Source organism: Pseudomonas sp. DY-1, from assembly GCF_003626975.1.
Lineage (GTDB): Bacteria > Pseudomonadota > Gammaproteobacteria > Pseudomonadales > Pseudomonadaceae > Metapseudomonas.
Map to the genome: position 1 here is coordinate 1,588,801 of NZ_CP032616.1, position 25,495 is coordinate 1,614,295.

At 63.9% G+C, this 25,495-nt stretch carries 19 protein-coding genes and 1 pseudogene; 5 read left to right on the forward strand and 15 right to left on the reverse strand.

The annotated features are described in order from the left end of the window. Positions 1–53: 53 nt before the first annotated feature. From tpx to D6Z43_RS07730, 4 genes are all read right to left on the reverse strand, one after another. Complete coding sequence (gene tpx / locus D6Z43_RS07715; protein ID WP_120651384.1) at positions 54–551, reverse strand: thiol peroxidase; 498 nt, start codon at positions 549–551, stop codon at positions 54–56. A gap of 247 nt (positions 552–798) precedes the next feature. After that, positions 799–4,446 carry a translocation/assembly module TamB domain-containing protein gene (locus D6Z43_RS07720; RefSeq protein ID WP_120651385.1) on the reverse strand — a complete coding sequence of 1,216 codons (3,648 nt, stop codon included), beginning with the start codon at positions 4,444–4,446 and terminating at the stop codon, positions 799–801. After that, on the reverse strand, positions 4,443–6,173 hold the full coding sequence (locus tag D6Z43_RS07725) for an autotransporter assembly complex family protein (protein ID WP_120651386.1): 1,731 nt from the start codon (positions 6,171–6,173) through the stop codon (positions 4,443–4,445). Before D6Z43_RS07725 ends, D6Z43_RS07720 begins: the two co-directional genes overlap by 4 nt. 49 nt (positions 6,174–6,222) lie before the next feature. Beyond that, on the reverse strand, positions 6,223–6,876 hold the full coding sequence (locus D6Z43_RS07730) for an N-acetyltransferase (RefSeq protein ID WP_120651387.1): 654 nt from the start codon (positions 6,874–6,876) through the stop codon (positions 6,223–6,225). Positions 6,877–7,010: 134 nt separating this feature from the next. Here D6Z43_RS07730 and xthA point away from each other — a divergent pair, with 134 nt between their 5' ends. After that, positions 7,011–7,823 (forward strand): exodeoxyribonuclease III, encoded by an 813-nt coding sequence (gene xthA / locus D6Z43_RS07735; RefSeq protein WP_120651388.1) that lies wholly within the window; start codon positions 7,011–7,013, stop codon positions 7,821–7,823. Positions 7,824–7,917: 94 nt separating this feature from the next. Here the strand turns inward: xthA and D6Z43_RS07740 are convergent, their stop codons facing one another. After that, positions 7,918–8,247, reverse strand: coding sequence for a DUF1508 domain-containing protein (locus tag D6Z43_RS07740; RefSeq protein WP_120651389.1), 330 nt, complete (start codon positions 8,245–8,247; stop codon positions 7,918–7,920). A gap of 275 nt (positions 8,248–8,522) precedes the next feature. On the opposite strand from D6Z43_RS07740, the gene D6Z43_RS07745 reads away from it, so the two are divergent. Beyond that, positions 8,523–9,890, forward strand: a complete 1,368-nt coding sequence (locus tag D6Z43_RS07745) for a substrate-binding domain-containing protein (RefSeq protein WP_120651390.1) — start codon at positions 8,523–8,525, stop codon at positions 9,888–9,890. A 126-nt stretch (positions 9,891–10,016) separates the two neighbouring features. Here D6Z43_RS07745 and D6Z43_RS07750 read toward each other — a convergent pair whose 3' ends face one another. Next, positions 10,017–12,257, reverse strand: coding sequence for a TonB-dependent siderophore receptor (locus tag D6Z43_RS07750; RefSeq protein WP_256660969.1), 2,241 nt, complete (start codon positions 12,255–12,257; stop codon positions 10,017–10,019). 350 nt (positions 12,258–12,607) lie between these two features. On the opposite strand from D6Z43_RS07750, the gene D6Z43_RS07755 reads away from it, so the two are divergent. Further along, positions 12,608–13,618 carry a TerC family protein gene (locus tag D6Z43_RS07755; protein WP_120651391.1) on the forward strand — a complete coding sequence of 337 codons (1,011 nt, stop codon included), beginning with the start codon at positions 12,608–12,610 and terminating at the stop codon, positions 13,616–13,618. Beyond that, on the forward strand, positions 13,611–13,787 hold the full coding sequence (locus D6Z43_RS27830; RefSeq protein WP_162945817.1) for a hypothetical protein: 177 nt from the start codon (positions 13,611–13,613) through the stop codon (positions 13,785–13,787). Before D6Z43_RS07755 ends, D6Z43_RS27830 begins: the two co-directional genes overlap by 8 nt. Before the next feature lie 74 nt (positions 13,788–13,861). Here D6Z43_RS27830 and D6Z43_RS07760 read toward each other — a convergent pair whose 3' ends face one another. Next, complete coding sequence (locus D6Z43_RS07760) at positions 13,862–15,091, reverse strand: acyl-CoA dehydrogenase (protein ID WP_120651392.1); 1,230 nt, start codon at positions 15,089–15,091, stop codon at positions 13,862–13,864. A 152-nt stretch (positions 15,092–15,243) separates the two neighbouring features. Between D6Z43_RS07760 and D6Z43_RS07765 the strand changes: the two genes are divergently transcribed. Continuing rightward, positions 15,244–16,167 carry a LysR family transcriptional regulator gene (locus D6Z43_RS07765; protein ID WP_120651393.1) on the forward strand — a complete coding sequence of 308 codons (924 nt, stop codon included), beginning with the start codon at positions 15,244–15,246 and terminating at the stop codon, positions 16,165–16,167. Positions 16,168–16,292: 125 nt separating this feature from the next. On the opposite strand, the gene D6Z43_RS07770 is transcribed toward D6Z43_RS07765, so the two are convergent. From D6Z43_RS07770 to D6Z43_RS07800, 8 genes and pseudogenes are all read right to left on the reverse strand, one after another. Beyond that, positions 16,293–17,063, reverse strand: a complete 771-nt coding sequence (locus tag D6Z43_RS07770; RefSeq protein ID WP_120651394.1) for an enoyl-CoA hydratase-related protein — start codon at positions 17,061–17,063, stop codon at positions 16,293–16,295. Positions 17,064–17,191: 128 nt separating this feature from the next. After that, positions 17,192–18,319, reverse strand: a complete 1,128-nt coding sequence (locus tag D6Z43_RS07775; protein ID WP_120651395.1) for an acyl-CoA dehydrogenase family protein — start codon at positions 18,317–18,319, stop codon at positions 17,192–17,194. 11 nt (positions 18,320–18,330) lie between these two features. After that, positions 18,331–19,518 (reverse strand): acetyl-CoA C-acyltransferase, encoded by a 1,188-nt coding sequence (locus D6Z43_RS07780; RefSeq protein WP_120651396.1) that lies wholly within the window; start codon positions 19,516–19,518, stop codon positions 18,331–18,333. A 10-nt stretch (positions 19,519–19,528) separates the two neighbouring features. Continuing rightward, entirely contained in the window at positions 19,529–20,296 is a 768-nt protein-coding gene (locus D6Z43_RS07785) for a 3-hydroxyacyl-CoA dehydrogenase (protein ID WP_120651397.1), read from the reverse strand. A gap of 19 nt (positions 20,297–20,315) precedes the next feature. After that, the gene (locus D6Z43_RS07790; RefSeq protein ID WP_120651398.1) at positions 20,316–21,935 is read right to left on the reverse strand and encodes an acyl-CoA synthetase; all 1,620 of its coding nucleotides are present in this window, start codon (positions 21,933–21,935) and stop codon (positions 20,316–20,318) included. A 282-nt stretch (positions 21,936–22,217) separates the two neighbouring features. Next, positions 22,218–22,973 carry a methyl-accepting chemotaxis protein gene (locus D6Z43_RS28725; RefSeq protein WP_371924409.1) on the reverse strand — a complete coding sequence of 252 codons (756 nt, stop codon included), beginning with the start codon at positions 22,971–22,973 and terminating at the stop codon, positions 22,218–22,220. A gap of 102 nt (positions 22,974–23,075) precedes the next feature. Beyond that, positions 23,076–24,359: pseudogene (locus D6Z43_RS28730) on the reverse strand (HAMP domain-containing protein); the annotation flags it as partial. A gap of 79 nt (positions 24,360–24,438) precedes the next feature. Continuing rightward, on the reverse strand, positions 24,439–25,467 hold the full coding sequence (locus D6Z43_RS07800) for an AraC family transcriptional regulator (protein WP_120651400.1): 1,029 nt from the start codon (positions 25,465–25,467) through the stop codon (positions 24,439–24,441). Positions 25,468–25,495 lie beyond the last annotated feature (28 nt).

Consider the following 25,495-nt stretch of genomic DNA (forward strand, 5'->3'; position numbering starts at 1 on the left):
GCGCGCAAGAAAAAAGGGAGGCCATAGGCCTCCCTTCTTCATTTCATCTTGCCTTACAGGGCAGCGATGGCAGCCGCGTAGTCAGGCTCGTCGGCGATTTCGCCTACCAGCTCGCTATGCAGCACCTTGTCGTTCTCGTCCAGAACCACTACGGCACGGGCGGCAATGCCAGCCAGCGGGCCGTTGGCGATGGCGACGCCGTAGTCCTTGAGGAAGCTGGCACCGCGCATGGTGGACAGGTTCACCACGTTCTCCAGGCCTTCGGCGCCGCAGAAGCGCTTCTGGGCGAACGGCAGGTCGGCGGAGATGCACAGCACCACGGTGTTCGCCAGTTTGCTGGCCTCGACGTTGAACTTGCGCACGGACGTGGCGCAGGTCGGAGTGTCAACGCTCGGGAAGATATTGAGCACCTTGCGCTTGCCGCTCAGGCTGGCCAGGGTCACGTCGGACAGGTCGCCGCCAACCAGACTGAAGGCCGGGGCTTGCTGGCCTTTCTGCGGCAGTTGGCCGTCAACGTTGATCGGATTGCCCTTGAGGGTTACTTGAGCCATTGCATGGGTCCTTGTTTCAGGTGGTGTTGTAGTAAAGCGCTGAGTTAATCACGGGTCAGGGAAAATGTCCTGACTTTTGAGTCAGCCCGGCGCGGGAGAATTCGACTGGATGCTAGCGCATCCCAACTACTGGATGAATGCAGGGTGGATGTCGTTTTTTGCATCCATCAATGGTTGCCAATTCAGGCTTCTATGGTGGATCGATGAAGCGTGATCCACCCTTGGATGCCCATCTCAAGGGCCGCGTTCAGAAATCCCGCTTGTAGAAGAGATCCAGTGAACTCGCCAAGCCACTGGCGGCCTCCAGGTAAAGACGCTTGGTCAGCTCGTAGCGCAGCGCCACCACGCTGGTGGAGTCCACCACCCCGAGTCCGTAACGGATGCTCAGGCGATCGGTAATCTGCCCCAGGGCGCCATCATCATCGAGTTGAAGGTCCTTGAGGCCGAGACTCTGGGCCAGTTCGCTGGTCAACGAAGCACTCCCGGAAAGGCCCATGGCCAATGCCGCGCGGCCCACGGCGTTGCCGTCACCTTCACTGGTGTTCATCGGCCGGCCGAGAATCAGATAGGACAGCGCCTGCTCCTGGCTCATGGCCGGATTGGAGAACACTTCGGTAGCGGGTTCGTCGGCACGACCATTCAGCCGCACGCCTGCAGTGACGTCGCCAATGACGCGGACGGCTTCCACATCCAGGTAGGGCTGATCCAGCGGGCCGGCGAACAGCAGACGCGCACGGCGCAGGTCGAGGCGCTGGCCATACGCCCGATAACGACCGTTCTTCAGTACCAGCTCACCGTTGCCAGTGAGGTTGTCGCCAACCTTGAGATGCCCCTGGAGGTCTGCGGTCAGGCCGAAGCCGGAAAACTGCAGGCGGTCCTGGCCGACTTCCACATCCACGTTCATGGCCATCTGCAGCGGCTGTTGCTCTGCCTCCTGCTCGCCGACCACACGGGCATCCGGGGAGACCTTGACCGCTTGCGGCGGCAGCTCGCGGACTTTGATCTTGCCTCGCGGCACCTGCACCTTGCCACTCACGGAGAGGCGATCACCGGACAGTCCGATGTTCAAGTCCGGCTCCACTTCCAGGTTGGCGTAAGGTTCCACCACCAGCGGCAGGCGAGTGCCACGCAACGCGAGATCGAGGTCCAGACCCTGAGCCCAGGCGAGACTGCCGGACAGGCTGCCCTGGCCTTGCTCGCCACTGCGCCATTGCCCGCTCAGTTCCATGTTCTCGCCGGCGATTCGTGCGTCCAGGCCCAGGTTCTCGAAGCTCATGGGCAGGTCGCCACCACCGATTCGACCATCCGCCAGTCGCAAGTTGCCCAGGACATAGGGAGCCTGCAGGGTACCGCTCAGGCTGCCGGCACCTTCAAGGCGGCCTTCAAGGCTTTCCACCTTGGGTACGAAGGGACGCAGCACCGCAAGGTCCAGTCCGTCCAGGCGGAACTGTCCGGACAGCGGTTTGTTCGCAGGACGCGGATCGATTCGCGCATCCAGCTGCAATTCGCCAAGGCCTTGACCCTGGAAGCTCAGCTGGTTGTCGATTCGCTGTGGACGCAGGGTGCTATCGAGCAGCAGGCGCTGGTAGGGGAAATCGACCCAGCGATCTTCTTCCTTCAGGCGCAGCACGCCGCTCCCGGCGTCCAGGGTGATCTGGCCGTTCGGGCCGCTGGCGGGCAGGTCGAGCTTGAGGTCGCCGTTGAGTTGGCCCTGCCAGGCGAAGTCCTCTGGTAACCAGCGCGCGAGGCTGGCCAGGGGGAAGTCGCGCAGGCGGTAATCCAGCTTTGGCTCAGGCATCAGGCGCTGTTCCCCGCCGCAGAGGCTCGCCGGGCCCGAGCGCCAGCAATGGGCGCCGAAGTTCAGCTTGCCGTCGGCCAGTCGCTCCAGTCGCGCAGGGGCTTCCAGGCGCCAGTCCTGGCCACCGGCCTGGACTTCCCCCCGGGCAAGGCGACCGCGCCAGTTGCCGCCGTCCAGCTTGCCATCCAGGGCCAACAGCAGATCGAGCATCGGCCCCTTGAGGTTCATTTCGAGTTGCTGGCGTATCCGGTCGCCAGAACCGTCAGCCGTGAGCGTGCCGAACTCGTTGTCACCGGAAGCGAGGCCATCCACCTGCAACTGCACGCGGCCACGTTGGGCGGCGTCGAGCTGGGCATCCAGCTTCAGCTTGTCGAGGCGGTTGTCGCCCTGCCCCATCCGTTCACCGGTCAGTGCCAGCTTGCCCTGCGGCGCTTTCAGCGTGCCAGCGAGGTCGAGGCGCCCCTGGACCTTGCCGAAGAGTTTCGGCCAGAGCTGCCCAAGACGATTCAGGGCTAGGTCGAGATGGCCGCTGAGCTTCTGGTCCAACTGCCCTCGCCCCTCGATCCGGTTGTCACCCAGGCGCGCCTGCAGTGCATTGAGCAGCCAGCGCTCGCCGGCACCTTCGGCTTTGGCCTGAAGCACAGCCGGCTGGCCGCGCAGCTGGCCATTGAGGTCGAGGTCGGCATTCAGCTCCAGTCGCTGGTCGCGCCAAGCCCCCCTTGATTGCAGCTTGCCAGCCAGTTTGCCGGGCAGTTCGGCCAGCCAGTAGGAAGGGTCCAGCTCGCTCAGGGCCAGTTGGCTGTCCCAGCCTACGCCGTTGGCGAAATCAACTTTCACCTGGCCCTGCGCCCGCCCCCGCCCGGCTTTAAGCAGCAGGTCGGGCAGGTTGACGCTGGCGAGGTCTCCAACCACCGGACTGCCAATGCTGAAGTCGCCCGCCGGCCCCTTGAGGCTGGCTTCGAACCTGCCCTCATAGCGCGACGCGGCATAGCGCGCCTCGGCATCGAGCTGATGCAGCTCCACTGGCGGAGGTTGCTCCTGGGGGAACAGCCGTTGCCAGGGGAAATCACGCCATTGCAGGCGGCTGTCGATGGCCAGCTCCTGCTGCCAGTCGACCCGCCCCTGCAGCGCCAGGGTCTGCTGGGCATCACCAGTGAGCAGTAGCTGCTGGATGTCCGCGCCGTTGGCATCGACTCGCCCAGCCAAGTCCAGCGCTACGGCGCCACCTTCACCCGGGAGGCTGGCCTTGCCCTGCACGGCGTAACCCGCCTGGAGATCGCCCTTGGCGTCCAGGACCACCTGGTTGAGGGTCAGGGTATCCGGCAGCTCTGTGCTGGCCTTGAAACCATCGGCCCGCAGGGTGGCGCTGGCCGGCAGGTTCTCCGCCAGGGGGCGCAGCTCGCCGTCGAGGCGGCCGTTGAGGTAGCCACTGCTATCGGCCTGGAGCCGGATCGCTGACTGCAGCTCGCCGTCCGCCTTCAGCATCAGCGTCCACGGTCCCTCTCCCGGCGCGGGTAGCTGCAGGCTGCCCTGCAGGGCCAGGGGCCAATTACCTTCGGGGTGCAGCCTGCCGTGGAGATCCAGGGCCAGATCATCGCGGCGCAGCTTGAGACGTTCGAGGTTCACGCCATCCGCTTGCCATCGCGCAACCAGCTCCAGCTGCTGCAGCTGGTCATTGCCGTCGAGCAGAAAGCGGCCAATTCGCGCTTGCCTGACTTCCAGCGCCAACGGTAAACGCAGCGCCGGCAGACTGATGGGGCCGCCGCTTTCTACATCCCGGGTGGGAGGCAGATCGAGGTGAATGCTGTCGCTGGACAGCTCGTTGATGCAGAGGGTGCGACGCAGCAGACAGGCGGGATTCCAGTCCAGCATTGGCGCTTCCAGTTTCAGGACGGTGCCATCCTGCTGCCACGACATTCGGGTGGCACTCCAGCGGCCACCCAGGGTGCCTCTGTAGTCGTCCACTTCCAGTCCCGGCAGTTGGCCCAGGGCCCAGCGGCCACCGGCTTCGGTGAACAGCAGTGCTGCCGGAATCGCCACCGCCGCCGCAAGAACAGCGGCCAGCCCCGCAAGGCCGTACTTCACACTGCGCCTCACAGCTCGGGCCCCATGGAAAAGTGGATACGGAAGCCGCCTGGATCATCCAGGGCCTTGGCCACGTCCAGGCGAATGGGCCCCACCGGAGAAACCCAGCGCACGCCAATGCCGGCGCCGGTCTTCATCGCCGCATTGAGGGAATCCATGGCATTGCCACGGTCGACGAAACCCGCCAGACGCCACTTCTCGGCGACCGGATACTGGTACTCGGCGCTGCCCACCAGCAGGTAGCGGCCGCCAACCTTGTTGCCGCTGCTGTCTTCCGGCGAAAGGGTCTGGTAGTCATAGCCGCGCACGCTCTGGTCGCCACCGGCGAAGAAGCGCAGGGACGGCGGGATGGCGTCGAAATCAGTGGTGGCGATGCCGCCCGCCTGCACCCGGCCCAGCACGCGATGGCCACCGGGCAAGGTGTAGAGCCCCTTGGCCATGGCGCTGGCATAGGTGAAGTCGGTGTCTGAGAGGATGCCCTCCTTGGCGCCACGCACGTCGAACTGCAGCGAATAGCCACGATTGGGGTCGAGCTTGTTGTCACCGCGGGTTACGCCGTAGCTGATACCGGGAATGAGGAAGCTGCTGCGCCCGTCGTCGCTGCCATCGCCGAAGTCGAAGGTTTCCTGCTCCCAGCGCAGCGAGACCACCCGTTGCCAGTCGCTGGGCAGCTTGGACTGCCACTGGCCCCCGATGGTGAAGCGCCGACTGTCCACGTCCACCAGGTTTTCCCGTTGCAGGCCGGTAGAGAAGCGCAGCGTGTCAGTGAGCGGCGGGTCCAGGGGAATCTCGTACCAGGTGCCGACGCTCTGTCGTACCGGCGACACTTCGGTCTCGGCGCCCAGGCGGTGGCCCTGCCGGTTGATCCAGTGGCGAGTCCAGTTGGCACGGGCACGCGGGCCCACGTCGGTGGAAAAACCGATGCCCAGGCCAACGGTACGCGGCTTCACCGTCGCCAGTTTCACCTTCACGGGAATCACCTGGCCGGCGCCCTTCACCGGGCTGGCATCCACCCGGACCTCGTCAAAGTAGCCGCTGGCCTGCAGATGTTGACTGAGCTTGGCGACCTGGTCGGAGTCGTAGGGCGTGTTGGCTGGAAATGGCACCAGACGTGCCAGCAGATCGGGATCGAATGGAGTATCGCCATCGAAACTGACAGCACCCAGGCTGTAGCGCGGACCGCTGTCATAGATGAGCTCGATATCCGCCACCCCGGCGCGCGGGTCGATATCCAGTCGCTGACGCTTGAAGCGTCCGTCGAAGAAGCCGTAGCGCAGTCCCTGATTCTGGATCAGTTTCTTGGCGTCCTCGTAGGCGCCGTGGTTGAGTTGCGCACCGGTTTTCAGCGCCTTGCTATCGGGAACGCGAAACGCCTTCAGCGCGCCGGCCTCGCCCTCGATCCGCACCACTACGTTGCGCAGCCGCACCGGCTCACCGGGAACCACCAGCAGGTGCAGGGCGGGGTCCTTGCCACCTTCGACGCGGCTGTCGATCTCGGCCTGGTAATAGCCGAGCGCCTGAGCGGCCTGGCGCGCCTGGTCCTCGGCTGAACGCCGGAAACGTCGCAGGTCTTCTTCCTTGCGGTCGCCAAGGGCGCCGATATAGGCCTCGATATTGGCCTTCAACGGCGCATTGGCAGGTTCGACTTTCACGTCCAGCCTGGCCTTGGCCAGCGCCAGAGTGCTTGTGCAGAGCAGGACCAACAGCAGCGGCCCGCGCAATCCTTGGCAGAAATTCATGGGGCGAAATCCTACCACGGCATTTCGCCCTTTCTGTCGGAAATGCGAATCAGCCGCTAGCCCGCATCACCGGCCGCGGATTGGGGTGGAAGAAGACATGCTCGACCACCGGACCCAAGGCGACCTCTCCCACCTCCTCGTACCCCTGACGCTTGTAAAACTCCAGGTAACGGACGTTGCCGGTGTCCAGCACGACCCCCTGGGAGCCATCGTCCTCGGCGCACCAGTTGTGCAAGGCCTCCAGCAGCTTTTCACCGAGATGCCGCCCCTGGAACTCCGGATGGATGCCGAGCAACGGCAGCACGTGATAAGGCCCCGGAGGCAGGCAGGCGAGCACAGCGTCGTGGTAATCGAGATAGCGGCGGGTGCAGCGGAATCCGGTGGTGAGCAGCATGCGTAGCCGCCAGCCCCAGCTTTCGGTGATGTCCAGGCGGCGCTGTGGAGGCGCGATCAGGGCTATGCCCACCAGGCGCTCCTCGATCAGCAGGCCGATGGCCGGCAGGTCCTCAAGGAAATGCTGTTGCACCAGTTCTCGTACCGTGGCACGTACCCGCTGGTCGTAGCCGGGACGCTCGGCCTCGAACAGATAGGCGAAGGTAGGTTCATGGCGGTAGGCGTGGTACAGCAGGGAACGTGCTTCGCGGGCGTAACCGCCGTCCAGCAGACGCACCTCGACCGGCGCGGTGGGGATGTAACCGGGCATTCACGGCACCTCTTTTGTTATGGGTTCTATCGGGCCAAGAAGGAAATTAGCACCAGATTCCGGGCCCAGCCATGCCTGCTGGCCGGGCGGCCAACCATCGGCTAGCATCGCGTTTTTGCCAGGATGCCTTCGCGATGAAGATCGTTTCTTTCAATATCAATGGCCTGCGGGCACGCCCCCACCAGCTCGAAGCGCTGATCGCCAAGCACCAGCCGGACGTGATCGGCCTGCAGGAAACCAAGGTCGCCGACGAGCAGTTCCCGGAAGCGGAAATCCGCCAACTCGGCTACCACGTGCACTACCACGGCCAGAAAGGGCACTACGGCGTCGCCCTGCTCTCCCGCCAGGAGCCGATTTCCCTGTTCAAGGGCTTCCCGAACGACGGCGAGGAAGCCCAGCGCCGCTTCATCTACGGCACCTTTGCCGATGCCCATGGCAACCCGGTGACCGTAATGAACGGCTACTTCCCGCAGGGCGAAAGCCGCGACCATCCGGTCAAGTTCCCCGCCAAGGAACGCTTCTACGCCGACCTGCAAGTGCTGCTGGAGCAGCAATTCCAACCGAGCCAGCAACTGGTGGTGATGGGCGACATCAACATCTCGCCGGAAGACTGCGACATCGGCATCGGCGAAGAGAACCGCAAGCGCTGGCTGAAGACCGGCAAATGCAGCTTCCTGCCGGAAGAGCGCGAATGGCTCGCGCGCCTGAAGAACTGGGGCCTGGTGGACAGCTTCCGCCACCTCAACCCCGAGGTGAATGACCGCTTCAGCTGGTTCGACTACCGCAGCCGCGGATTCGAAGATGAACCCAAGCGCGGCCTGCGTATCGACGTGATTCTCGCCACCAGCCCGCTGCAGGCACGCATCAAGGACGCCGGCATCGACTACGACCTGCGCGGCATGGAAAAACCGTCGGATCATGCGCCCATCTGGCTGGAACTGGCCTGACCCCGCAGGCTGTCGCCGCAGGGCGCCGGCCTTGAGCCCGCACACGAAAAAGGCCCATCGATGATGGGCCTTTCTTCTTTCAGCGCCTGTTTGCTCAGGCCTCTTTCACCATCCGGGTCGCACCTACCCGCATGATGATTTCGATGGCCCGTTGCAGGGCATGCTCCGAATCATAGAGGTGGCTCCGGACGATCACCTCCTTGTTGGCTGCGCGCAGCTTGAAGTAGTTCTTGCCGCTGGAATCGATGCGCCGTACGAAGCGCTCCTCATGCACGCAATTCTCGCGAAAACGGGCCATGGCCTCCTCTGCAGTGCCACGGTCTTCATGGATGCCGGTATCCACAAGGGTTTGCGCGTCGGCCGCCTTCAAACGCAGGCGCCAGGTGCCACCAGTGTTCTTTCGCAGCTCGAACCAACCACTCATCTCAAACACTCCTTGAACAAGTAAGGGATGCGCTTAATGCGCCAACTCGAAGCACCTCTCACGGGGCGTTTCGGGCAGCGGGATACCCTACCCCCTGGCAGATTTCCGGGTTGCAGGAACGGACTTATAGCGTTGTAGGAATACCCCTGGGCAGTCGAGGCGAAAGAGCCTCAAGGTTGGAAAAGGCCCAAGGCAGAGCGCCTTGTCATATCTCCGTCACCCGGCTGACTTAATCTCGCGGCTCCTTTCACTCCCTATGTACAAGGTGTCTGCCCATGCCGCGCGCCATGACCGCCAGCGACAAGGACATGTGGGGCCGTGCCCTCAGCATGTTGCTGCTCGGTTTCATCTGCTATGCCTTCCCCTGGTCGGTGTTCGCCGCCCAGCCCGAGACCGTCCTGCGCATCCAGGGCTCCAATACGATCGGTGCCAAACTGGGCCCGGCTCTGGTCAAGGGCATGCTGGAAGAGGAAGGACTGCGCGGCGTGCACCAGACGCCCGGCGACCGGGAAAACGAAGTGCATATCGTGGCTCATGATGCCCAGGGCAAGGAGATCCAGGTGGAGCTGGCCGCCCATGGCTCGTCCACCGGTTTCGTCGCACTCAAGGACAGCAGCGCCGACCTCGCCGCCTCTTCACGCCCTATCAAGGATGCCGAGGCCCAGGAACTGTCCACTTTCGGCGACCTGCGCAGCCAGTACGCCGAGCAAGTGATCGCCATCGACGGCCTCGCCATCATCCTGCATCCGGGCAATCCGCTGCGCGCCCTGACCACCGCCCAACTGGCCGCGGTATTCGCCGGCGAGGTGAAAACCTGGGAAGAGCTCGGCGGCAAGGGTGGCGCCATCCATCTTTATGCCCGCGATGACCAGTCGGGCACCTACGACACCTTCAAGGAACTGGTGCTGGCCCGCCAGGGCAAGACGCTGGCCAACACGGCCCAGCGCTTCGAATCCAATGACAAGCTTTCCGCCGCCGTCAGCACCGATCCGCAAGGTATCGGCTTCGTCGGCCTCGCCTCGATCAACCAGGCCCGCGCCCTGGCCATCGCCGACGGTGATTCCCAGGCGATGCCCCCCAGCGCCGAGCTGATCGCCACCGAAGACTATCCGCTGTCGCGTCGCCTGTTCCTTTATATGAGGCCAGGCGAACAGAACCGCTGGGCCAAGTCGCTGGTGCACTTCGCCCAGAGCGCTCGCGGCCAGGCGATCGTCGACCAGAGTGGCTTCGTCGCCCAACAGGTCCAGGCAATCAAGGTCCAGGCCCAAAAGGACATGCCGGAGAACTACCGCGAACTGGCCAGCAACGCCCAGCGGCTATCGGTGAATTTCCGCTTCCAGGAAGGCAGCGCCAACCTCGACAACAAGGCCCAGCGCGATGTGCAACGCGTGCTGGACTACCTGAAGCAGACCAGCAAACTGGAGCAGAAAGTCGTACTGGTAGGCTTCGGCGATCCCAAGGCCGACCCGCAACGGGCTGAGCTGCTGTCCAAGCTGCGAGCCATGGCCGTTCGCCGCGAACTGGTCAAGGGCGGCGTCGTCCTGAAGGATGTGACTGGGCTTGGCGACGAACTGCCGGTGGCGGCCAACACGGCCGAAGAGGGACGGATTCGCAACCGTCGAGTGGAAGTCTGGGTGTATTGACCGAGGCAGAAGGATCGTAGGAGCGAGCTTGCGCGCGAACAGTCCTAGCGCGATCTTTCGCGAGCAAGCTCGCTCCTGCAGGAAATCCGAGCCCCCTCTCCCAAACGGGAGGGGGGCCTCGCCGCATCAGAAGTCGAAGCGGGTGGTCAGCATGAAGTTACGCGGGTCGCCGTAGAAACCACCGTCATAGAAGCCCAGGTTGCTGAAGTACTTCTTGTCGGTGAGGTTGTTGCCGTTGAGGGTGACGGACAACTGTTCGGTGACCTGGTACTTCGCCATGGCATCCAGCACCCAGTAACTTTCCTGGGTGTACTCGTAGTCGCTGGCGTTGGTCGCCGGGTTCCAGATGTCCTTCCAGATCTTGCTCTGCCAGCTGGCCGAACCACCGATGGTCAGCTTGTTGAACTGGCCCGGCAGGCGGTAGCTGGTGGACACGCGGAACATGTCTTCCGGCTCGGTGGTGGAGATCTTGTCGTCATCCCCATCGCGCGTGATACGGTGGGTGTAGCCACCCTGCACGTTCCAGTCCGGCATCAACTCGCCGGCGACTTCGAGCTCGAAGCCCTTGGTCTTGGCGCCCTGCACCGCTCGGTAAATGGACTTGTTGGTTGCCAGGTCGAAGCCGATTTCTTCAGCCAGGTTGTCCTGCTTGACCTCGAAGATCGCCGCGCTGGCGTTAAGGCGCCCGTCGAAGAGTTCCGCCTTCAGGCCCAGTTCGTAGGCATCACCCTCTTCCGGCTCGATGGCCTTGCCGTTGGCATCCTGCTCACTCTCATGAGGCTTGAAGATGCTGGTGTAGCTGGCATAGACCGAGTAGGTGTCGTTGAGGTCGTAGACCACGCCGGCGTAAGGAACCACTACGCCGGTTTCACGCAGGCTCTGCAACTTGGCGCTCTGGCCCGAGGTCAGGTCGGTGCCAGTGCTGTCCATCTTCCAGTTGGAAACGCGGGTGCCAAGGATGATCGACAGATCGTCGGTCGGCTTGAAGCGGCTGGTCAGGTAGGCGGCAGACTCTTTCAGCTCGGTCTTGACCTTGGACTGCGGGTTGCCCCAGTCGGGCTCGGGGAAGTCGCCGTTCCAGCCAAAGACGCTCGGCGCGGCGTCGAAGAAGAACGGCCAGTTGGTTTCGTCCGACTCAATGTCGCGATGGGACAGGCCGACCACCAGCTCATGCTCACGTCCCAGTAGCTGGAACGGACCGCTGGCGTACAGGTCGTAGGCGTTCTGGCTGGTCTCGTAGTCGTACTTGCCGCGCCAGACGAACATGCCAGTGCCGTCTACCGGATTCGGGTTGCCGCTGGCGGCCGAACCCAGGGTGATGGGCGAATCAGTCTCGGTGCGACTGATCGAGGCCTTCACCATCCAGTCGTAGGCAAGGCGCTGCTCCAGGGTCACGAAGGCGTTGTCGGTGGTGTTGTCCCACTGACTCCACTTGGTGCCTGGATTGTGCGAACGGGACATGTTGATTTCGTTGCCATTGCTGTCGAGCAGCGGCACCGAGGAGCCCCAGGAGGAGCCATCCGGGCGGTTGGTCTGGCGGCTGACGCCGGCACTCAGGAGAGTGTCTTCGGTGATATCTGTTTCGAGAATGCCGTAGAACACCTGCTTCTTCTCGGACAGATGATCCATGAACGACTGACCATCCTCGTAAGCGGTGACGAAACGCCCACGCACGTTGCCTTGCGGGGTCAGCGAACCGCCGATGTCGAACTCACTGCGGTAGGTATCCCAGCTGCCAGCGCCGGCGGAGATGTAGCCGGAGAGTTCCTTGGTCGGACGCTTGCGCACCAGGTTGACGGTGGCCGAGGGGCTGCCGAAGCCACTGAGCAGGCCTGTGGAGCCCTTGAGGACTTCCACGCGGTCGTAGATCACCATGTCCGCCTGGTCGATGCCGTTGCCGAAGCGGAAAGCCGCCGGGATGCCATCGATCTGGAAGTTGTCGATCTCGAAGCCACGGGACTTGAAGCTGGCGCGGCTGCTGTCGAGCTTGTTGATGGTGATGCCGGGAGTCTTCGACAGCACATCGCCGATGCTGGTCAGGTTCTGGTCATCCATCTGTTGACGGGTGATGACGCTGATCGACTGCGGAGTCTCGCGAGGCGACAGCGACAACTTTGTGGCGGTACGCGTCGAGCCGGTGGTGTAGGAACCGGTACCCTCGGTGGTTTCCCCGAGGCGGTTATCGGTGATGGACGTAGCCACCAGTTCCAGCGATCCGTTGCCTTCCTGCTCTTCGGCCAGCACTGCAACTGCCTGCAACGCCAGGGCCACGCCCAGGATCGCCACGGACAACGGATGACGCTTGAGCCGCGCGACACCGGCATCCCCAGCCGTTTCCGTCACATTGAACGCATTTTGCTGTTGCACTCTCAAACCCCTTGGATGGTCTGTCTTGTTGGCTGGCTAACCAACGGTCTTCTTCTTTTTTCGTGCGGTGCACGTCACTCGCATTCGCACCGTCAACCGTGCAGGTGCGATCGCATCTGACGGCGGATGCGGAAATTACCATCAAATAGTAATTGTTTACACCTGCACTTATGATTCATTCGCATGCAATTCTTGGAGATTTCTCACAAGGGGCAAAGAATTGTTACAGCGGCTCCGTTCCTCCCATACCCGGCCACCGGTAGGCTTTCCCATGTGACGCCGGGCCCCTCTGACGGCTTGCCAGCCGCCATGTCGGAGTCACGTTTCATCAACGACATAAGGAGGGGCTCATGGCAGCTCTGCACGCGTTTCTCACAGCCGACTTCCTCGGCACCGCCACCTGGTTGTGGCTCGTCTTCCTCGCAATAGTCCTCGCCTTGCTGGTCTTCGACCTCGGGGTGCTGCACCGTGACCAGCACGAAATCGAGGTACGCGAAAGCCTGCTGCTCTATGGCGGCTATTTCAGCGTGGGTGTGCTGTTTGGCGTCTGGGTGTGGTTCGAGCTGGGCGCACAGAGCGCCCTTGAGTTCTACACCGGCTTCCTGGTCGAACAGTCCTTGTCCATGGACAACGTCTTCGTCATGGCCATGATCTTCGGCTTCTTCGCCATCCCTCGCCGTTATCAGCACCGCGTGCTGTTCTGGGGCATCCTCGGCGTGGTGGTGCTACGCGCCATCATGATCGGTCTGGGTAGCGCGCTGGTGAAGGAGTTCGACTGGATCCTCTACGTGTTCGGCGCCTTCCTGCTGTTCACCGGCGTGAAGATGCTTTTCACCAGGGAAGAGGCCCACCCGGACCTCGCCAACAACCCGGTGCTGAAATTCGTCCGCCGCCACATCCGCGTGACCGACGATCTGCATGGCTCGCACTTCTTCGTGCGTCTGAAGCAGGTTGGCGAGAGCAAGCCCATGCTCTACGCCACACCGTTGTTCCTGGCCCTGGTGCTGATCGAGCTGGCTGACCTGGTATTCGCGGTGGACAGCGTCCCGGCGATATTCGCCATCACCCAGGACCCGTTCATCGTCTACACCTCGAACATCTTCGCCATCCTCGGTCTGCGTGCCCTGTACTTCGCCCTTGCGGCACTGATGCACCGCTTCGTCTACCTGAAGTACGCCCTGGCCCTGGTACTGATCTTCATCGGCGGCAAGATTTTCCTGCACGGATTCATCGGCAAGATTCCCCCGCTGCTGTCCCTTGGCGTAACCTTCGGTCTACTTGCCGGCGGCGTGCTCCTGTCCCTGTTGAAAACACGCGACCGCCCGGCCAAAGCCTCGGGAGACCTGGAGAAACATGGATGAAGTGCGGATCGAACCCTTCGAGAAAAGCGGCCGTGTCTACTGGCGGGTGCGCCTTGGGCATCGCAGCCTGACCTTCCAGGAGGAACTGGCCGCCCGCGCATTCGCCGCCCAGTTGCACCTGCGGATGGGCTGGCTGAAGGCCAGGAACCCGGTGCCTGAGAAGGATTGATACGACCGGCGCATCAACGATGGATGTGAGAAACGAAAAGGCCCGCATAATGCGGGCCTTTTCATTTCAGGCGATCACTGACCGCTGCGCAGCATTTCCTTCGGCACGTACTTGCCGATCTCGAACTTGCCGATGGCTGCACGATGCACTTCGTCCGGGCCGTCGGCCAGGCGCAGCGTGCGCTGCATGGCGTACATGTAGGCCAGTGGGAAGTCATTGGAAACACCGGCGCCGCCGTGGATCTGGATGGCGCGGTCGATCACCCGCAGGGCGACGTTGGGCGCGACGACCTTGATCTGGGCTATCTCGCTCTTGGCCACCTTGTTGCCGACGGTGTCCATCATGTACGCCGCCTTCAGGGTCAGCAGGCGGGCCATGTCGATCTCCATCCGCGAGTCGGCGATCTTGTCGACGTTGCCACCCAGGCGGGCCAGCGGACGGCCGAAGGCGGTACGGCTGACGGCGCGCTTGCACATCAGTTCCAGGGCGCGCTCGGCCATGCCGATGGAGCGCATGCAGTGGTGGATACGACCCGGGCCGAGGCGGCCCTGGGCGATCTCGAAGCCACGGCCTTCTCCCAGCAATACGTTCTCGTAGGGCACTCGGACGTTCTCGAAGACCACTTCGGCATGGCCGTGCGGCGCGTCGTCATAGCCGAATACCGGCAGCGGGCGCAGGACCTTCACGCCGGGAGCGTCCAGGGGCACCAGGATCATCGAGTGCTGCTGGTGGCGCGGCGCATCCGGGTTGGACAGGCCCATGAAGATGAGGATCTTGCAGCGCGGATCGCAAGCACCCGAGGTCCACCATTTACGGCCATTGATGACCCACTCGTCACCTTGGCGCACAGCGCGCGCTTCCATGTTGGTGGCGTCGGAAGAAGCCACGCCCGGCTCGGTCATGGCGAACGCCGAGCGGATCTCGCCACGCAGCAGCGGTTCCAGCCACTGGCGCTTGTGTTCTTCGCTGCCGTATCGCACCAGCACTTCCATGTTGCCGGTGTCCGGCGCGGAGCAGTTGAACGGCTCCGGGCCCAGCAGCGAGCGGCCCATGATCTCAGCCAGCGGCGCGTACTCCATGTTGGTCAGGCCGGCGCCGTACTCGGACTCCGGCAGGAACAGGTTCCACAGCCCTTCCGCCTTCGCCTTGGCTTTCAGCTCTTCCATGATCGCAGTGGGCTGCCAGCGGTCGCCTTCGGCAACCTGCTGCTCGAATACCGGCTCGGCCGGATAGACATAGGCGTCCATGAATGCGGTGACGCGTTCACGCAGTTCCTGGACCTTCGGGGAATAGGCGAAATCCATGCGGGGCTACCTTTTTGCGGGTCTGTTTGTGAGGTCTGGTAAGGATGCTAGAACAGGGCGTAAGATTTCCCTAGTCTATTTTCGGCATCTATGAACATTCATCACCGATATATGATCCGCTGATAAAAACAACTTTCAGGAGCACGCCCGGCATGAATTTGAACAAGGTAGACCTCAACCTCTTCATCGTCTTCGACGCCATCTATACCGAGGCCAACCTGACCCGCGCCGGCCAGATCGTGGGCATCACCCAACCTGCCGTCTCCAACGCCCTCGCCCGCCTGCGCGAGACCTTCAACGACCCGCTGTTCGTGCGCACCGCCCAGGGTATGGTGCCCACGCCCATGGCGCAGAACATCATCGGTCCGGTGCGCAATGCCCTGCAGTTGTTGCGCGTCTCGGTACAGGAAAGCCGCACCTTCAACCCATTGCAGGCGAACAAGACCTACCGCATCAGCATGACCGACCTCACCGAGACGGTGATCCTGCCGCCGCTGTTCCAGCGCCTGCGCCGACTGGCGCCCACGGTGCAGATCGAAAGCTTCCTGGCCAAGCGCCGGGAAACCACCAAGGAACTGGCCGCAGGCCGCCTGGACTTCGCCGTGGACGCCCCGCTGAACACCGACCCGCAGGTGCGTCACGTCAAGCTCATGGAAGACCGCTACGTCTGCGCCATGCGCCGTGGCCACCCGCTGGCCAAGGACAAGATCAGCCTGGACGAGTACCTCTCGCTGTCACACATCCACATTTCCAGCCGCCGCAGCGGCCTGGGCTACGTGGACCTGTCACTGGGCAAGATGGGTATCCAACGCAAGGTGACCCTGCGCTCGCAGCACTACCTGATGGCTTCCACCGTGTTGCACGGTACCGACCTGGCGATCACTGTCCCGGAACGTTTCGCCCGCCGCCAGGATCTGCACTACGTGGACCTGCCGGTGCACGACGTGCCCGCGCTGGAAACTCACCTCTACTGGCATGAAAGCACCGACCAGGACCCGGCCAACCGCTGGATGCGCGAGCAGATCATCGAAATCTGCCAGCAGGTGACGGCGCAGGAGCAGAAGGAACGGGCCTGAAGAACCTGTAGGGGCTAATTCATTCGCCGAGGGCAGCGTAGCTGCCCCCTTCGGCATTGCAGGACAGGTCTTCGACCTGCGTGGCGATTGAAATCGCCCCTACAGAGACTGCGCCCTGATTGGACTCACCGCCCAAACTCCGGCTTGCGCTTCTCGATGAAGGCACCCATGCCTTCCTTCTGATCCGGCGTGGCAAATACCGCCTGGAACAGCCGCCGCTCGAAGCGCAATCCTTCCCCCAGCGAACCTTCGTCCACCCGGTTCACGCACTCCTTGAGCATCATCACCGCCGTGCGTGACTGCGCGGCGATGCGGTGGGCGCTGTCCAGGGCATGGTCCAGCAGTTCGGCGGACGGCACCACCCGCGCAACCACCCCGCAACGCTCGGCTTCGCTTGCCTCCATGCTGCGTCCGCTCAGCAGCATCTCCATGGCCTTGGCGCGGCCAACCAGGCGGGTCAGCCGCTGGACACCACCCGCCCCCGGAATCACCCCCAGCTTCACTTCAGGCAGGCCGAAGCGAGCCGTGTCCGCGGCGATGATGAAGTCGCACATCAGCGCCAGCTCGAAACCGCCACCCAGGGCGTGGCCGGCGACGGCGGCGATGATCGGCTTGCGACGCTGCGCCACGCGGTCCCAGCGGCCGAGGAAATCATCGAGGTAGGTACCGGGAAAGCACAGTTCGGCCATTTCCTTGACGTCCGCCCCTGCCGCGAAGGCCTTGGCGGAGCCAGTGATCAGTACGCAGCCGATGGCAGCGTCCCGCTCGAAGCCATCGAGTACCTGGTTCAGTTCGTCGATGAGCTGGGTGTTGATGGCGTTCAGCGCCTCGGGGCGATTGAGGGTGATCAGGCCGACAGCGCCGGCCTGCTCCACCAGCAGGGTCTGGTAGGTCATATCGAATTCCTGAAGAGAAAGGGAGGTCGGCGCTGCGGGCCGATTGCCGAATGAATTCGCCCCTACAGGAATGTGGAGTCTTGTAGGGGCGAATTCATTCGCCAAAGGCAGCGCAGCTGCCCCAAAGCTCAGAGGCTGCGGGCGATCACCATGCGCTGCACGTCGGAGGTGCCTTCGTATATCTGGCACACGCGCACATCGCGGTAGATACGCTCCACCGGGAAGTCCTTCAGGTAGCCGTAGCCACCCAGGGTCTGGATGGCCGCGGAGCAGACCTTCTCGGCCATCTCCGATGCGAACAGCTTGGCCATTGAGGCCTCGGTCAGGCAGGGCATGCCCGCTTCGCGCAGGCTGGCGGCGTGGTGAACCATCTGACGCGCCACGGCGATCTGGGTGGCCATGTCGGCCAAGCGGAAGGACACTGCCTGGTGCTCGATGATCGGCTTGCCGAAGGTCTTGCGTTCATGGGCGTAGTCGCGCGCCGCCTCGAAGGCCGCGCGGGCCATGCCGACGGACTGAGCAGCGATGCCGATACGCCCGCCCTCCAGGTTGGACAGGGCAATGCGGTAACCCTCGCCCTCCTCGCCCAGGCGCAGGGAGGCCGGAATCCGCACCTCATCAAGCTGGATCTGGCAGGTATCGGAAGCGTGCTGGCCGAGCTTGTCCTCCACCCGCACCACCTGGTAGCCGGGGGTATCGGTGGGCACGATGAAGGCGCTGATGCCCTTCTTGCCGGCCTGAGGATCGGTCACGGCGAAGACGATCACCATCCCCGCATGGTTGCCCGAGGTGATGAACTGCTTGGCGCCGTTCAGTACGTAATGGTCGCCATCGCGGCGGGCACGGGTGCGCAGGTCGCTGGCGTCGGAACCGGCCTGGGGCTCGGTGAGCGCGAAGGCACCGATCATCTCGCCCGAGGCCAGCGGACGCAGGAATCGCTCCTTCTGCTCCTGGCTGCCGTACTTGAGGATGGGCATGCAGCCCACCGAGTTGTGCACGCTCATGATGGTGGAGCAGGCGCCATCGCCAGCGGCGATTTCCTCCAGCGCCATGGCATACGCCAGGTGGCCGGTGGCCGCACCGCCCCACTCTTCCGGCACCAACATGCCGAGGAAGCCCAACTGGGCCATCTCGTGGATGGCCTCGGCGGGGAAGCGGTGCTCGCGGTCCCAATCAGCGGCGAACGGCTTCAGCCGCTCCTGGGCGAATTGACGGGCCATGTCGCGGATCTGGATTTCGTCTTCGGAGGGGATCATGGTCGCTTCCTTCAGCTGATTCGCTCGATGGCCACTGCAGTGGCTTCACCGCCACCGATGCACACCGAAGCCACGCCACGCTTGAGGTCGTATTGGGTCAGCGCATTGAGCAGGGTCACCAGCACCCGCGCCCCGGAGGCGCCAATGGGGTGGCCCAGGGCGCAGGCGCCGCCATGGACGTTGATCTTGTCGTGGGAGATATCGAGGTCGCGCATGGCGACCATGGGCACCACGGCGAAGGCTTCGTTCACTTCGAACAGGTCCACCTCGTTCAGGCTCCAGCCGGTGCGGGTCAGCAGACGCTGGATGGAGCCCACCGGTGCGGTGGTGAACAGGTTCGGCGCCTGGGCGAAGGACGCATGACCCGCGACATGGGCCAGCGGTGTCAGGCCGCGTTTTTCCGCTTCGGACAGGCGCATCAGCAGCAGCGACGCCGCGCCATCGGAAATGGAGCTGGAGTTGGCTGCGGTGACGGTGCCGCCCTCGCGGAATGCCGGCTTGAGGGTAGGAATCTTCTCCAGGCGCGCCTTCGGCGGTTGCTCGTCCTGGCTGATGGTCACCACATCACGGCCGGACTTCGCTTCCACCGGAACGATTTCGGCGGCAAAGCGGCCGTCGGCCATGGCTTTCTGCGCGCGGGTCAGCGAGGCGATGGCGAAGGCGTCCTGCTGCTCGCGGGTGAAGCCATAGGCTTTCGCGCAATCCTCGGCGAAGGTACCCATCAGGCGGCCCTTGTCGTAGGCGTCTTCCAGACCGTCGAGGAACATGTGGTCAAGCACCTTGCCGTGCCCCATGCGGTAGCCGGTGCGGGCACGTTCCAGCAGGTAGGGCGCATTGGACATGCTCTCCATGCCGCCGGCCAGCACCACGTCGGCACTGCCGGCACGCAGCAGGTCGTGGGCCAGCATCACGGTCTTCATGCCCGAGCCGCACATCTTGTTCACCGTGGAACAGACCACGCCCTGTGGCAGGCCCGCGCCAAGAGCGGACTGGCGCGCCGGGGCCTGGCCCTGGCCGGCCTGCAATACGCAGCCCATGATGACCTCGTCCACGGCTTCGCCCTGCACGCCGGCACGCTCCAGCGCGGCACGGTTGGTGGCGGCGCCCAGTTGCGCTGCAGTCATGTCCTTGAAGTCACCGAGGAAGCCGCCCATGGCGGTGCGGACGGCGCTGACGATAACGATGGAATCCCCGTTCATGGCGTTCTCCTTACTTGGCGGTCATGCGAATGGCGCCATCGAGGCGGATGACTTCGCCATTGAGCATGGCGTTCTCGACGATGTGGCGAACCAGCGCGGCGTATTCGGCCGGGCGACCCAGGCGCGGCGGGAACGGCACGGAAGCGCCGAGGGAATCACGCACTTCCTGGGGCATGCCGGCCATCATCGGAGTCTCGAAGATACCGGGAGCGATGCACATCACGCGGATGCCGTGGCGCGCCAGCTCGCGGGCGATTGGCAGGGTCATGCCGACCACGCCGCTCTTCGATGCGGAATAGGCCGCCTGGCCGATCTGCCCATCGAACGCCGCAACCGAGGCGGTGTTGATGATGACACCGCGCTCGCCTTCGGTGTTGGGTTCACCCTGTGCCATGGCCTCTGCGGCCAGACGCAGCATGTTGAAGCTGCCGACGAGGTTGATGCTGATGGTCCGGGCGAAGCTGTCCAGCCCGTGGGCGCCGTTGCGCCCAATGATCTTCTCGGCCGGCGCGACGCCAGCACAATTGACCAGCCCGTGCAGTCCGCCAAAGGCCTCTACAGCGACGGCCACTGCGGCGCGAGCGTCTTCTTCACGGGTGATGTCGGCCTTCACGAAACGGGCGTTGGCGCCCAGTTCTTCGGCGCGGGCGTTGCCGGCGTCGGCATTGATGTCCACCAGCACGACCTTGCCGCCCTGCCCCACCAGCTCACGGGCAGAGGCCAGGCCGAGACCGGAGCTGCCGCCGGTCACCAGGAAAACGGAATTCTCGATACGCACGATTGCTACTCCTCGGGGTTCAGTTGGCGGCGGCCGCCTGGGCCTTGGCGATCTCCTGGTTACGCAGGAGGAAACGCTGGATCTTGCCGCTCGGGGTCTTGGGCAATTCCGCGACGAACTCGATCTCGCGCGGATAGGAATGGGCGGACAGACGCTTTCGCACGTATTGCTGCAGAACGTCGGCCAGTTCGGCATCGGCGTTGTGGCCGGCATGCAGCACGACGAAGGCCTTGACGAGTTCGGTGCGCTCCGGATCGGGTTTGCCAATGACAGCAGCCTCGATCACCGCCGGGTGCTCGATCAGCGCACTTTCCACATCGAATGGACCGACCCGGTAGCCGGAGGTAGTGATCACATCATCAGCACGACCGACGAAGCTGATGCTGCCGTCGTCATTCAGCTCCACGGTGTCACCACTCAGATAGTAGTCACCGACGAACGCCTTGGTGGCCATGCCCTGGTAGCCGGGGAACCAGAACAGCGGCGAGCGCGGCATGTCGAGTGCCAGGACGCCGGGCTGGCCGGCAGGCAGTTCGCGATGTTGCTCATCCAGCACCACTACACGGTGGCCGGGCATGGCGAAGCCGGCAGCCCCCAGGCGCACCGGGTGTTCCAGGGCGTGATGGTTGCACAGCACCATGCCCAATTCAGTCTGGCCGTAATGGTCGTGGATGGTGCAGCCCAGGCCCTCGGCGAACCAGCGGATCACTTCCGGGGTCAGGGGCTCACCGGCGCTGCTGACGGCACGCAGGTTGCCTTTGATCGCGGCCTCCACCTCGTCGCGGGCAGCCAGCAGCAGGCGATAGGCCGTGGGCGAGCCGGCCAGGTTGGTTATGCCATGCTCGCGGATGATCCGGCAGGTGCTTTCAACGGTGAAGCCGCCTTCGTAGAAGGTGGTGGCGTGGCCCATGGCGAGAGGACCGGTCACGGCGTAGTAGAGGCCGTACGCCCAGCCCGGATCGGCCAGGTTCCAGAACTTGTCGTCCGGACGCAGATCGACCGCATCACGCATGTAGCTGACGAAGGCGACGATGGCCTTGAGCGGCACGGCTAGCGGTTTCGCCAGGCCGGTGGTGCCAGAGGTGAACATCAGCAAAAACGGATCGTATGCCTTGCGCAGGACCGGTTCGAAGCTGTCCGCCTGGCGTTCCAGCTCAGCCCAGAAGTCGTCGCCGACAGTCAGTACCTGCGGCAGGTCCGCCACCTCATCCAGTTTCGGACGGTTGGCAAGATCGGTGACGACCAGCTTCGAACCTGCCCCCTGCACCCGGTGCTCGATGGCCTTGGGGCCGAACGCGGTGAACAGCGGCTGGTAGACGGCGCCTGCACGCCAGGTACCGAGAATGGTGATCAACAGTTCCGGGGTACGCGGGAGCATGCCTGAAACGCAGTCGCCGGGGCGCACGCCACGGGCATGCAGGAGGTTCGCGAAGCGAGCCGCGGCCTCCTTGAGCTGGGCGAAGGTCCAGGTGGCCTGCTCACCGTTACGCCCCTCCCAGACCAGCGCGACGCGCCCCGGTTCGGCATGGCGGTCGCAGCACTCGACACAGGCATTCAGGGCGTCGAGATCGCCCGCCAGGGTGGCGGAGGCGGCGCTGGCGTAGTCGAACTCGTCGGCAGCGGTGAAGTAATCGCGCATCGGATGGGCTCCCAGGTTGTTTTTGTTGGAGTACCGGGATGGTCGCGCCGAGGACCGATTGCGGCAATGTCGAAAGGCATCAACCTGGATGAGCGGATTTGACAGGATCGCACCAGGTGAAGAAGCACCTTGTGGGAGCGAATTGATTCGCGAAGGGCAGGACTGCGGCCTGCTTGGCGATTGAAATCGCCCCGACAGAAGAGCGGAGCGTTGCTGGCTGGTATGAAGTCGCCGGCGCGCGTCACCCCTCGCCTTCTGGGAGAGGGGTGGGGGTGAGGGAGGTCAGGCGCGGAATTGCGCCATCAGCCCCTGTTGGTGGTTGGCCAGGCGGTTCAGCGCCTGGCTGACCTGGGCGGACTCCTCGGCCTGGCCGGAGAGCGATTCGGTGACGTCGCGGATCGCCGCCACGTTGCGGTTGATCTCCTCGGCCACCGCGCTCTGTTCCTCGGCGGCGCTGGCGATCTGCAGGTTCATGTCGGTGATCACCGTCACCGCTTCGCCGATGCGTTGCAGCGCAGTCACCGCCTGTTCCACCTGCTCGACGCTGCCCTGGGCCTGGCGGTGGCTGCTGTGCATCGAACCGACCACCTCGCGCGTGCCGTTCTGCAGGCCCTCGATCACCTGGCGGATTTCCTCCACCGAGTCCTGGGTGCGCTTGGCCAGGTTGCGCACTTCATCGGCCACCACCGCGAAGCCGCGGCCGGCCTCGCCGGCACGCGCCGCCTCGATGGCCGCGTTGAGCGCCAGCAGGTTGGTCTGCTCGGCGATGGCGCGGATCACTTCCAGCACCGAGCCGATCTGCTCGCTGCTGTTGGCCAGCGCCTGCACCTCTTCCATGGCCGCACTCATTTCGCTGGCCAGTTGCTCGATGGCGCTGGTGGTCTTGCCGATCACGCCGAGGCCTTCCTGGGTGGCGTGGTCGGCCCCCCGCGCGGCTTCGGCGGCCTGGGCGGCGCTGCGGGCGACGTCCTGGGCGGTGGCGCTCATCTCGTTGGAGGCGGTGGCCACCTGGTCCACTTCGCGGTACTGCTGCTGCATGCCGGCGCTGGTCTGGCTGGCGATGGCGGCGGACTGGTCGGCGGTGCTGCGGGCGTCCTGCACCGAGCGTTTCACGTCGGCAATGATCGGCTGCAGCTTGTCGAGGAAGCGGTTGAACCAGCCGGCCAGTTCACCCAGTTCGTCCTGGCGGGCGTAGTCCAAGCGGCGGGTCAGGTCGCCTTCGCCACTGGCGATGTCCTTCAGCATACTGGCCACGCCGAGGATCGGCCGGGTCACGCCACGGGCGGTGAGCCATACCAGCAGCAGGCCGGTGACGGCAGCGGCAATGCCGAACAGCAGTTCCAGCCAGGTGCCCTGGGCATTGCGAGCGTCCAGGTCATTCTGTAGCTCCAGGGCCGGCGCCAGGAGAGTCGGCAGGGGCACGTCCAGCAGTACCGCCCAGGCTTTGGATTCCGGAATCGGCTGCAGCGGCGCGAGTACTTGCAGGTGGTCATTCGCCTGTTGTTCGTGGGCCTTTCCCTCGCGCTGGAGGCCAAGCAGCACGGAGGCTTCGTTCGGGTAGGCCTTGGCCAGGCCCTGGCCGAGCAGGCCGGCGTCTGCGCTATGGCCTGCGAGCAGACCGGCGGGACTGAGGATGCTGATGGCACCCTGGCCCTCATACAAACCCTGGCTACCGGCACTGGCCAGCTGCTGCAGATTGCTCAGACTGATATCCATGCCGACCACCGCGAGCATCTTGCCGTCCTCGATCACCGGGAAGGTGAGCGTGGTGATCAAGGTCTTCTGGCCCGAGGCGTCGTCGAAGTACGGGTCCAGCAGGCAGGGTTTCAGGGTCTGCTTCGGGCAGTTGAACCAGGTATTGAACGGGCTGCCATCGAGCATCGGCGTGGCATCGCTGATCATCACCTCGGTCGGTGCGAGGCTGTTCAGGCTGCCGCCGCGCTGGGCCCAGTAAGTGGAGAAACGGCCCACCTCGTTGCTGCCGAGTTCGGCGCGGTTGGCGTAGAGCGCATCGTTGCCGTCAAGGGCATTCGGCTCGAACACCAGGTAGAGGCTGAGCAGTTGGGGATTGGCCTGCAGCGCTTCCTTCACTTGCTGATGCAGGTCCTCGCGCAGGGCCTGGCTGTCCAATTGCAGTTTCTGCGCCTGGCGCCGCTGCTGCAGTACCTGGCGGGAGAAATTGAGACCGTCCTGATAGGCCGACAGGAAGTATCGCTGGATGGTCAGCGCCTGCACCTTGCCCTCCCCCTCCATGCGCTCGCGGGCCGACGCTTCCAGCATCTGCGCGCTGTTCGCCTTGACCAGCGCGGTGCCCGCACCCATGCGATAGAGCGATATGCCTATCAGCACGGCAACGATGGCCAGCAGGCAGAGGCCGGCCAGCAGGGTGATCTTCCACTGGATGGAAAGTCGGTTGAGGGGCATGGGCAAGGGTCCTGTGTACTTCGAGTCGGCGATTGGGCGCGGACGTCGCGCGCCTTTGAAATAGAGGCAGATAACACCTTCAACTTGAGTCGGGATGGATCAATGAGCGGTACTGGCCCGGTGTCGAACCGGTCCATTTCTTGAAGGCTTTGTAGAAGGCGCTGGTATCGGCGAAACCCAGCTCGAAGGCCAGTTCAGTGAAGTTGCCTTCGCCGTTGTCCAGCCGCGCGATAGCGAGGTCGCGTCGTACCTGGTCCTTCAGCCCCTGGTAGGACTGACCCTCCAGCGAAAGTTTGCGGCGCAGCGTGGAAGGCGCCATATAGAAGTGGCTGGACAACGCCTCCACATCCGGCCAGCGCTCGGGCTTGATGCTGCGCAGGTAGGCGCGGATGCGCGCCGCCAGGCTCTGCGGGTCGCGGTAGCGCACCAGGATGTTCGCCGGCAAGCCACCGAGGAAGCGCTTGAGGTCGCGGCTGCTGCGGCGTACCGGCAGCTCCAGGCAGTCAGCGTTGAACAGCAGGCGACTCTGCTGGCGGGAGAAGCGCAGGTTGGTGCTGAACATCACCCGGTAGTCCTCGATGTAGTCCGGCACCGCGCAGCGCAGGTCGACACCGAGAATGGGAATGCGCCGCCCCGCCAGCCAGCACATCAGGCCGTGGATCATCAGCCACAAGGTGAAGTAGCTGAACGCACGGCATTGCTGGCCTTCGGGTTCCTCCAGGGTGATCTCCGCCAGGCCCCCGCGACATTCAAGATGAGGCGAGAGGCCGTCGAAGATGAGCTCGAACAGGCGCAGCGACAACTCCAATGCCGCGCCCACCGTGGGCTCCTTCACCGCCGCGCGGGTCATGTAGGCGAAGCTGCCGGACTTCATCCGCCGCGGATTCATGCCGAAGAATTCGTCGTCCATGGTCTGCGCGATCAGCAGCCAGAGCGCTCCATAGAGTTGCGAAGACACGCGTCCATAGGGCTTGGCCAGCAGCTCGGCGGGAATGCCGGCCTGGTGCAGCAGCCCCGAATCGTCGAAGCCCCGCTGGCGCAATTCCAGCAGGGCTTCGTGAACCAGGCGGACTGAGATGGTGCCTTTCTCGGCAGACGTGCCTGTCATGGTCTCCCTTGGTGCTGATTTCCGGCGA

What these genes read in the sequence shown, in the direction of transcription:
- D6Z43_RS27830 (WP_162945817.1), top strand. Translation starts at nt 13,611, where the DNA reads ATGGATGAAGTGCGGATCGAACCCTTCGAGAAAAGCGGCCGTGTCTAC.
- xthA (WP_120651388.1), top strand. Translation starts at nt 7,011, where the DNA reads ATGAAGATCGTTTCTTTCAATATCAATGGCCTGCGGGCACGCCCCCAC.
- D6Z43_RS07800 (WP_120651400.1), bottom strand. Translation starts at nt 25,467, where the DNA reads ATGACAGGCACGTCTGCCGAGAAAGGCACCATCTCAGTCCGCCTGGTT.
- D6Z43_RS28725 (WP_371924409.1), bottom strand. Translation starts at nt 22,973, where the DNA reads ATGCAGCAGCAGTACCGCGAAGTGGACCAGGTGGCCACCGCCTCCAAC.
- tpx (WP_120651384.1), bottom strand. Translation starts at nt 551, where the DNA reads ATGGCTCAAGTAACCCTCAAGGGCAATCCGATCAACGTTGACGGCCAA.
- D6Z43_RS07730 (WP_120651387.1), bottom strand. Translation starts at nt 6,876, where the DNA reads ATGCCCGGTTACATCCCCACCGCGCCGGTCGAGGTGCGTCTGCTGGAC.
- D6Z43_RS07780 (WP_120651396.1), bottom strand. Translation starts at nt 19,518, where the DNA reads ATGAACGGGGATTCCATCGTTATCGTCAGCGCCGTCCGCACCGCCATG.
- D6Z43_RS07760 (WP_120651392.1), bottom strand. Translation starts at nt 15,091, where the DNA reads ATGGATTTCGCCTATTCCCCGAAGGTCCAGGAACTGCGTGAACGCGTC.
- D6Z43_RS07740 (WP_120651389.1), bottom strand. Translation starts at nt 8,247, where the DNA reads ATGAGTGGTTGGTTCGAGCTGCGAAAGAACACTGGTGGCACCTGGCGC.
- D6Z43_RS07775 (WP_120651395.1), bottom strand. Translation starts at nt 18,319, where the DNA reads ATGATCCCCTCCGAAGACGAAATCCAGATCCGCGACATGGCCCGTCAA.
- D6Z43_RS07770 (WP_120651394.1), bottom strand. Translation starts at nt 17,063, where the DNA reads ATGACCTACCAGACCCTGCTGGTGGAGCAGGCCGGCGCTGTCGGCCTG.
- D6Z43_RS07745 (WP_120651390.1), top strand. Translation starts at nt 8,523, where the DNA reads ATGCCGCGCGCCATGACCGCCAGCGACAAGGACATGTGGGGCCGTGCC.
- D6Z43_RS07765 (WP_120651393.1), top strand. Translation starts at nt 15,244, where the DNA reads ATGAATTTGAACAAGGTAGACCTCAACCTCTTCATCGTCTTCGACGCC.
- D6Z43_RS07790 (WP_120651398.1), bottom strand. Translation starts at nt 21,935, where the DNA reads ATGCGCGATTACTTCACCGCTGCCGACGAGTTCGACTACGCCAGCGCC.
- D6Z43_RS07725 (WP_120651386.1), bottom strand. Translation starts at nt 6,173, where the DNA reads ATGAATTTCTGCCAAGGATTGCGCGGGCCGCTGCTGTTGGTCCTGCTC.
- D6Z43_RS07755 (WP_120651391.1), top strand. Translation starts at nt 12,608, where the DNA reads ATGGCAGCTCTGCACGCGTTTCTCACAGCCGACTTCCTCGGCACCGCC.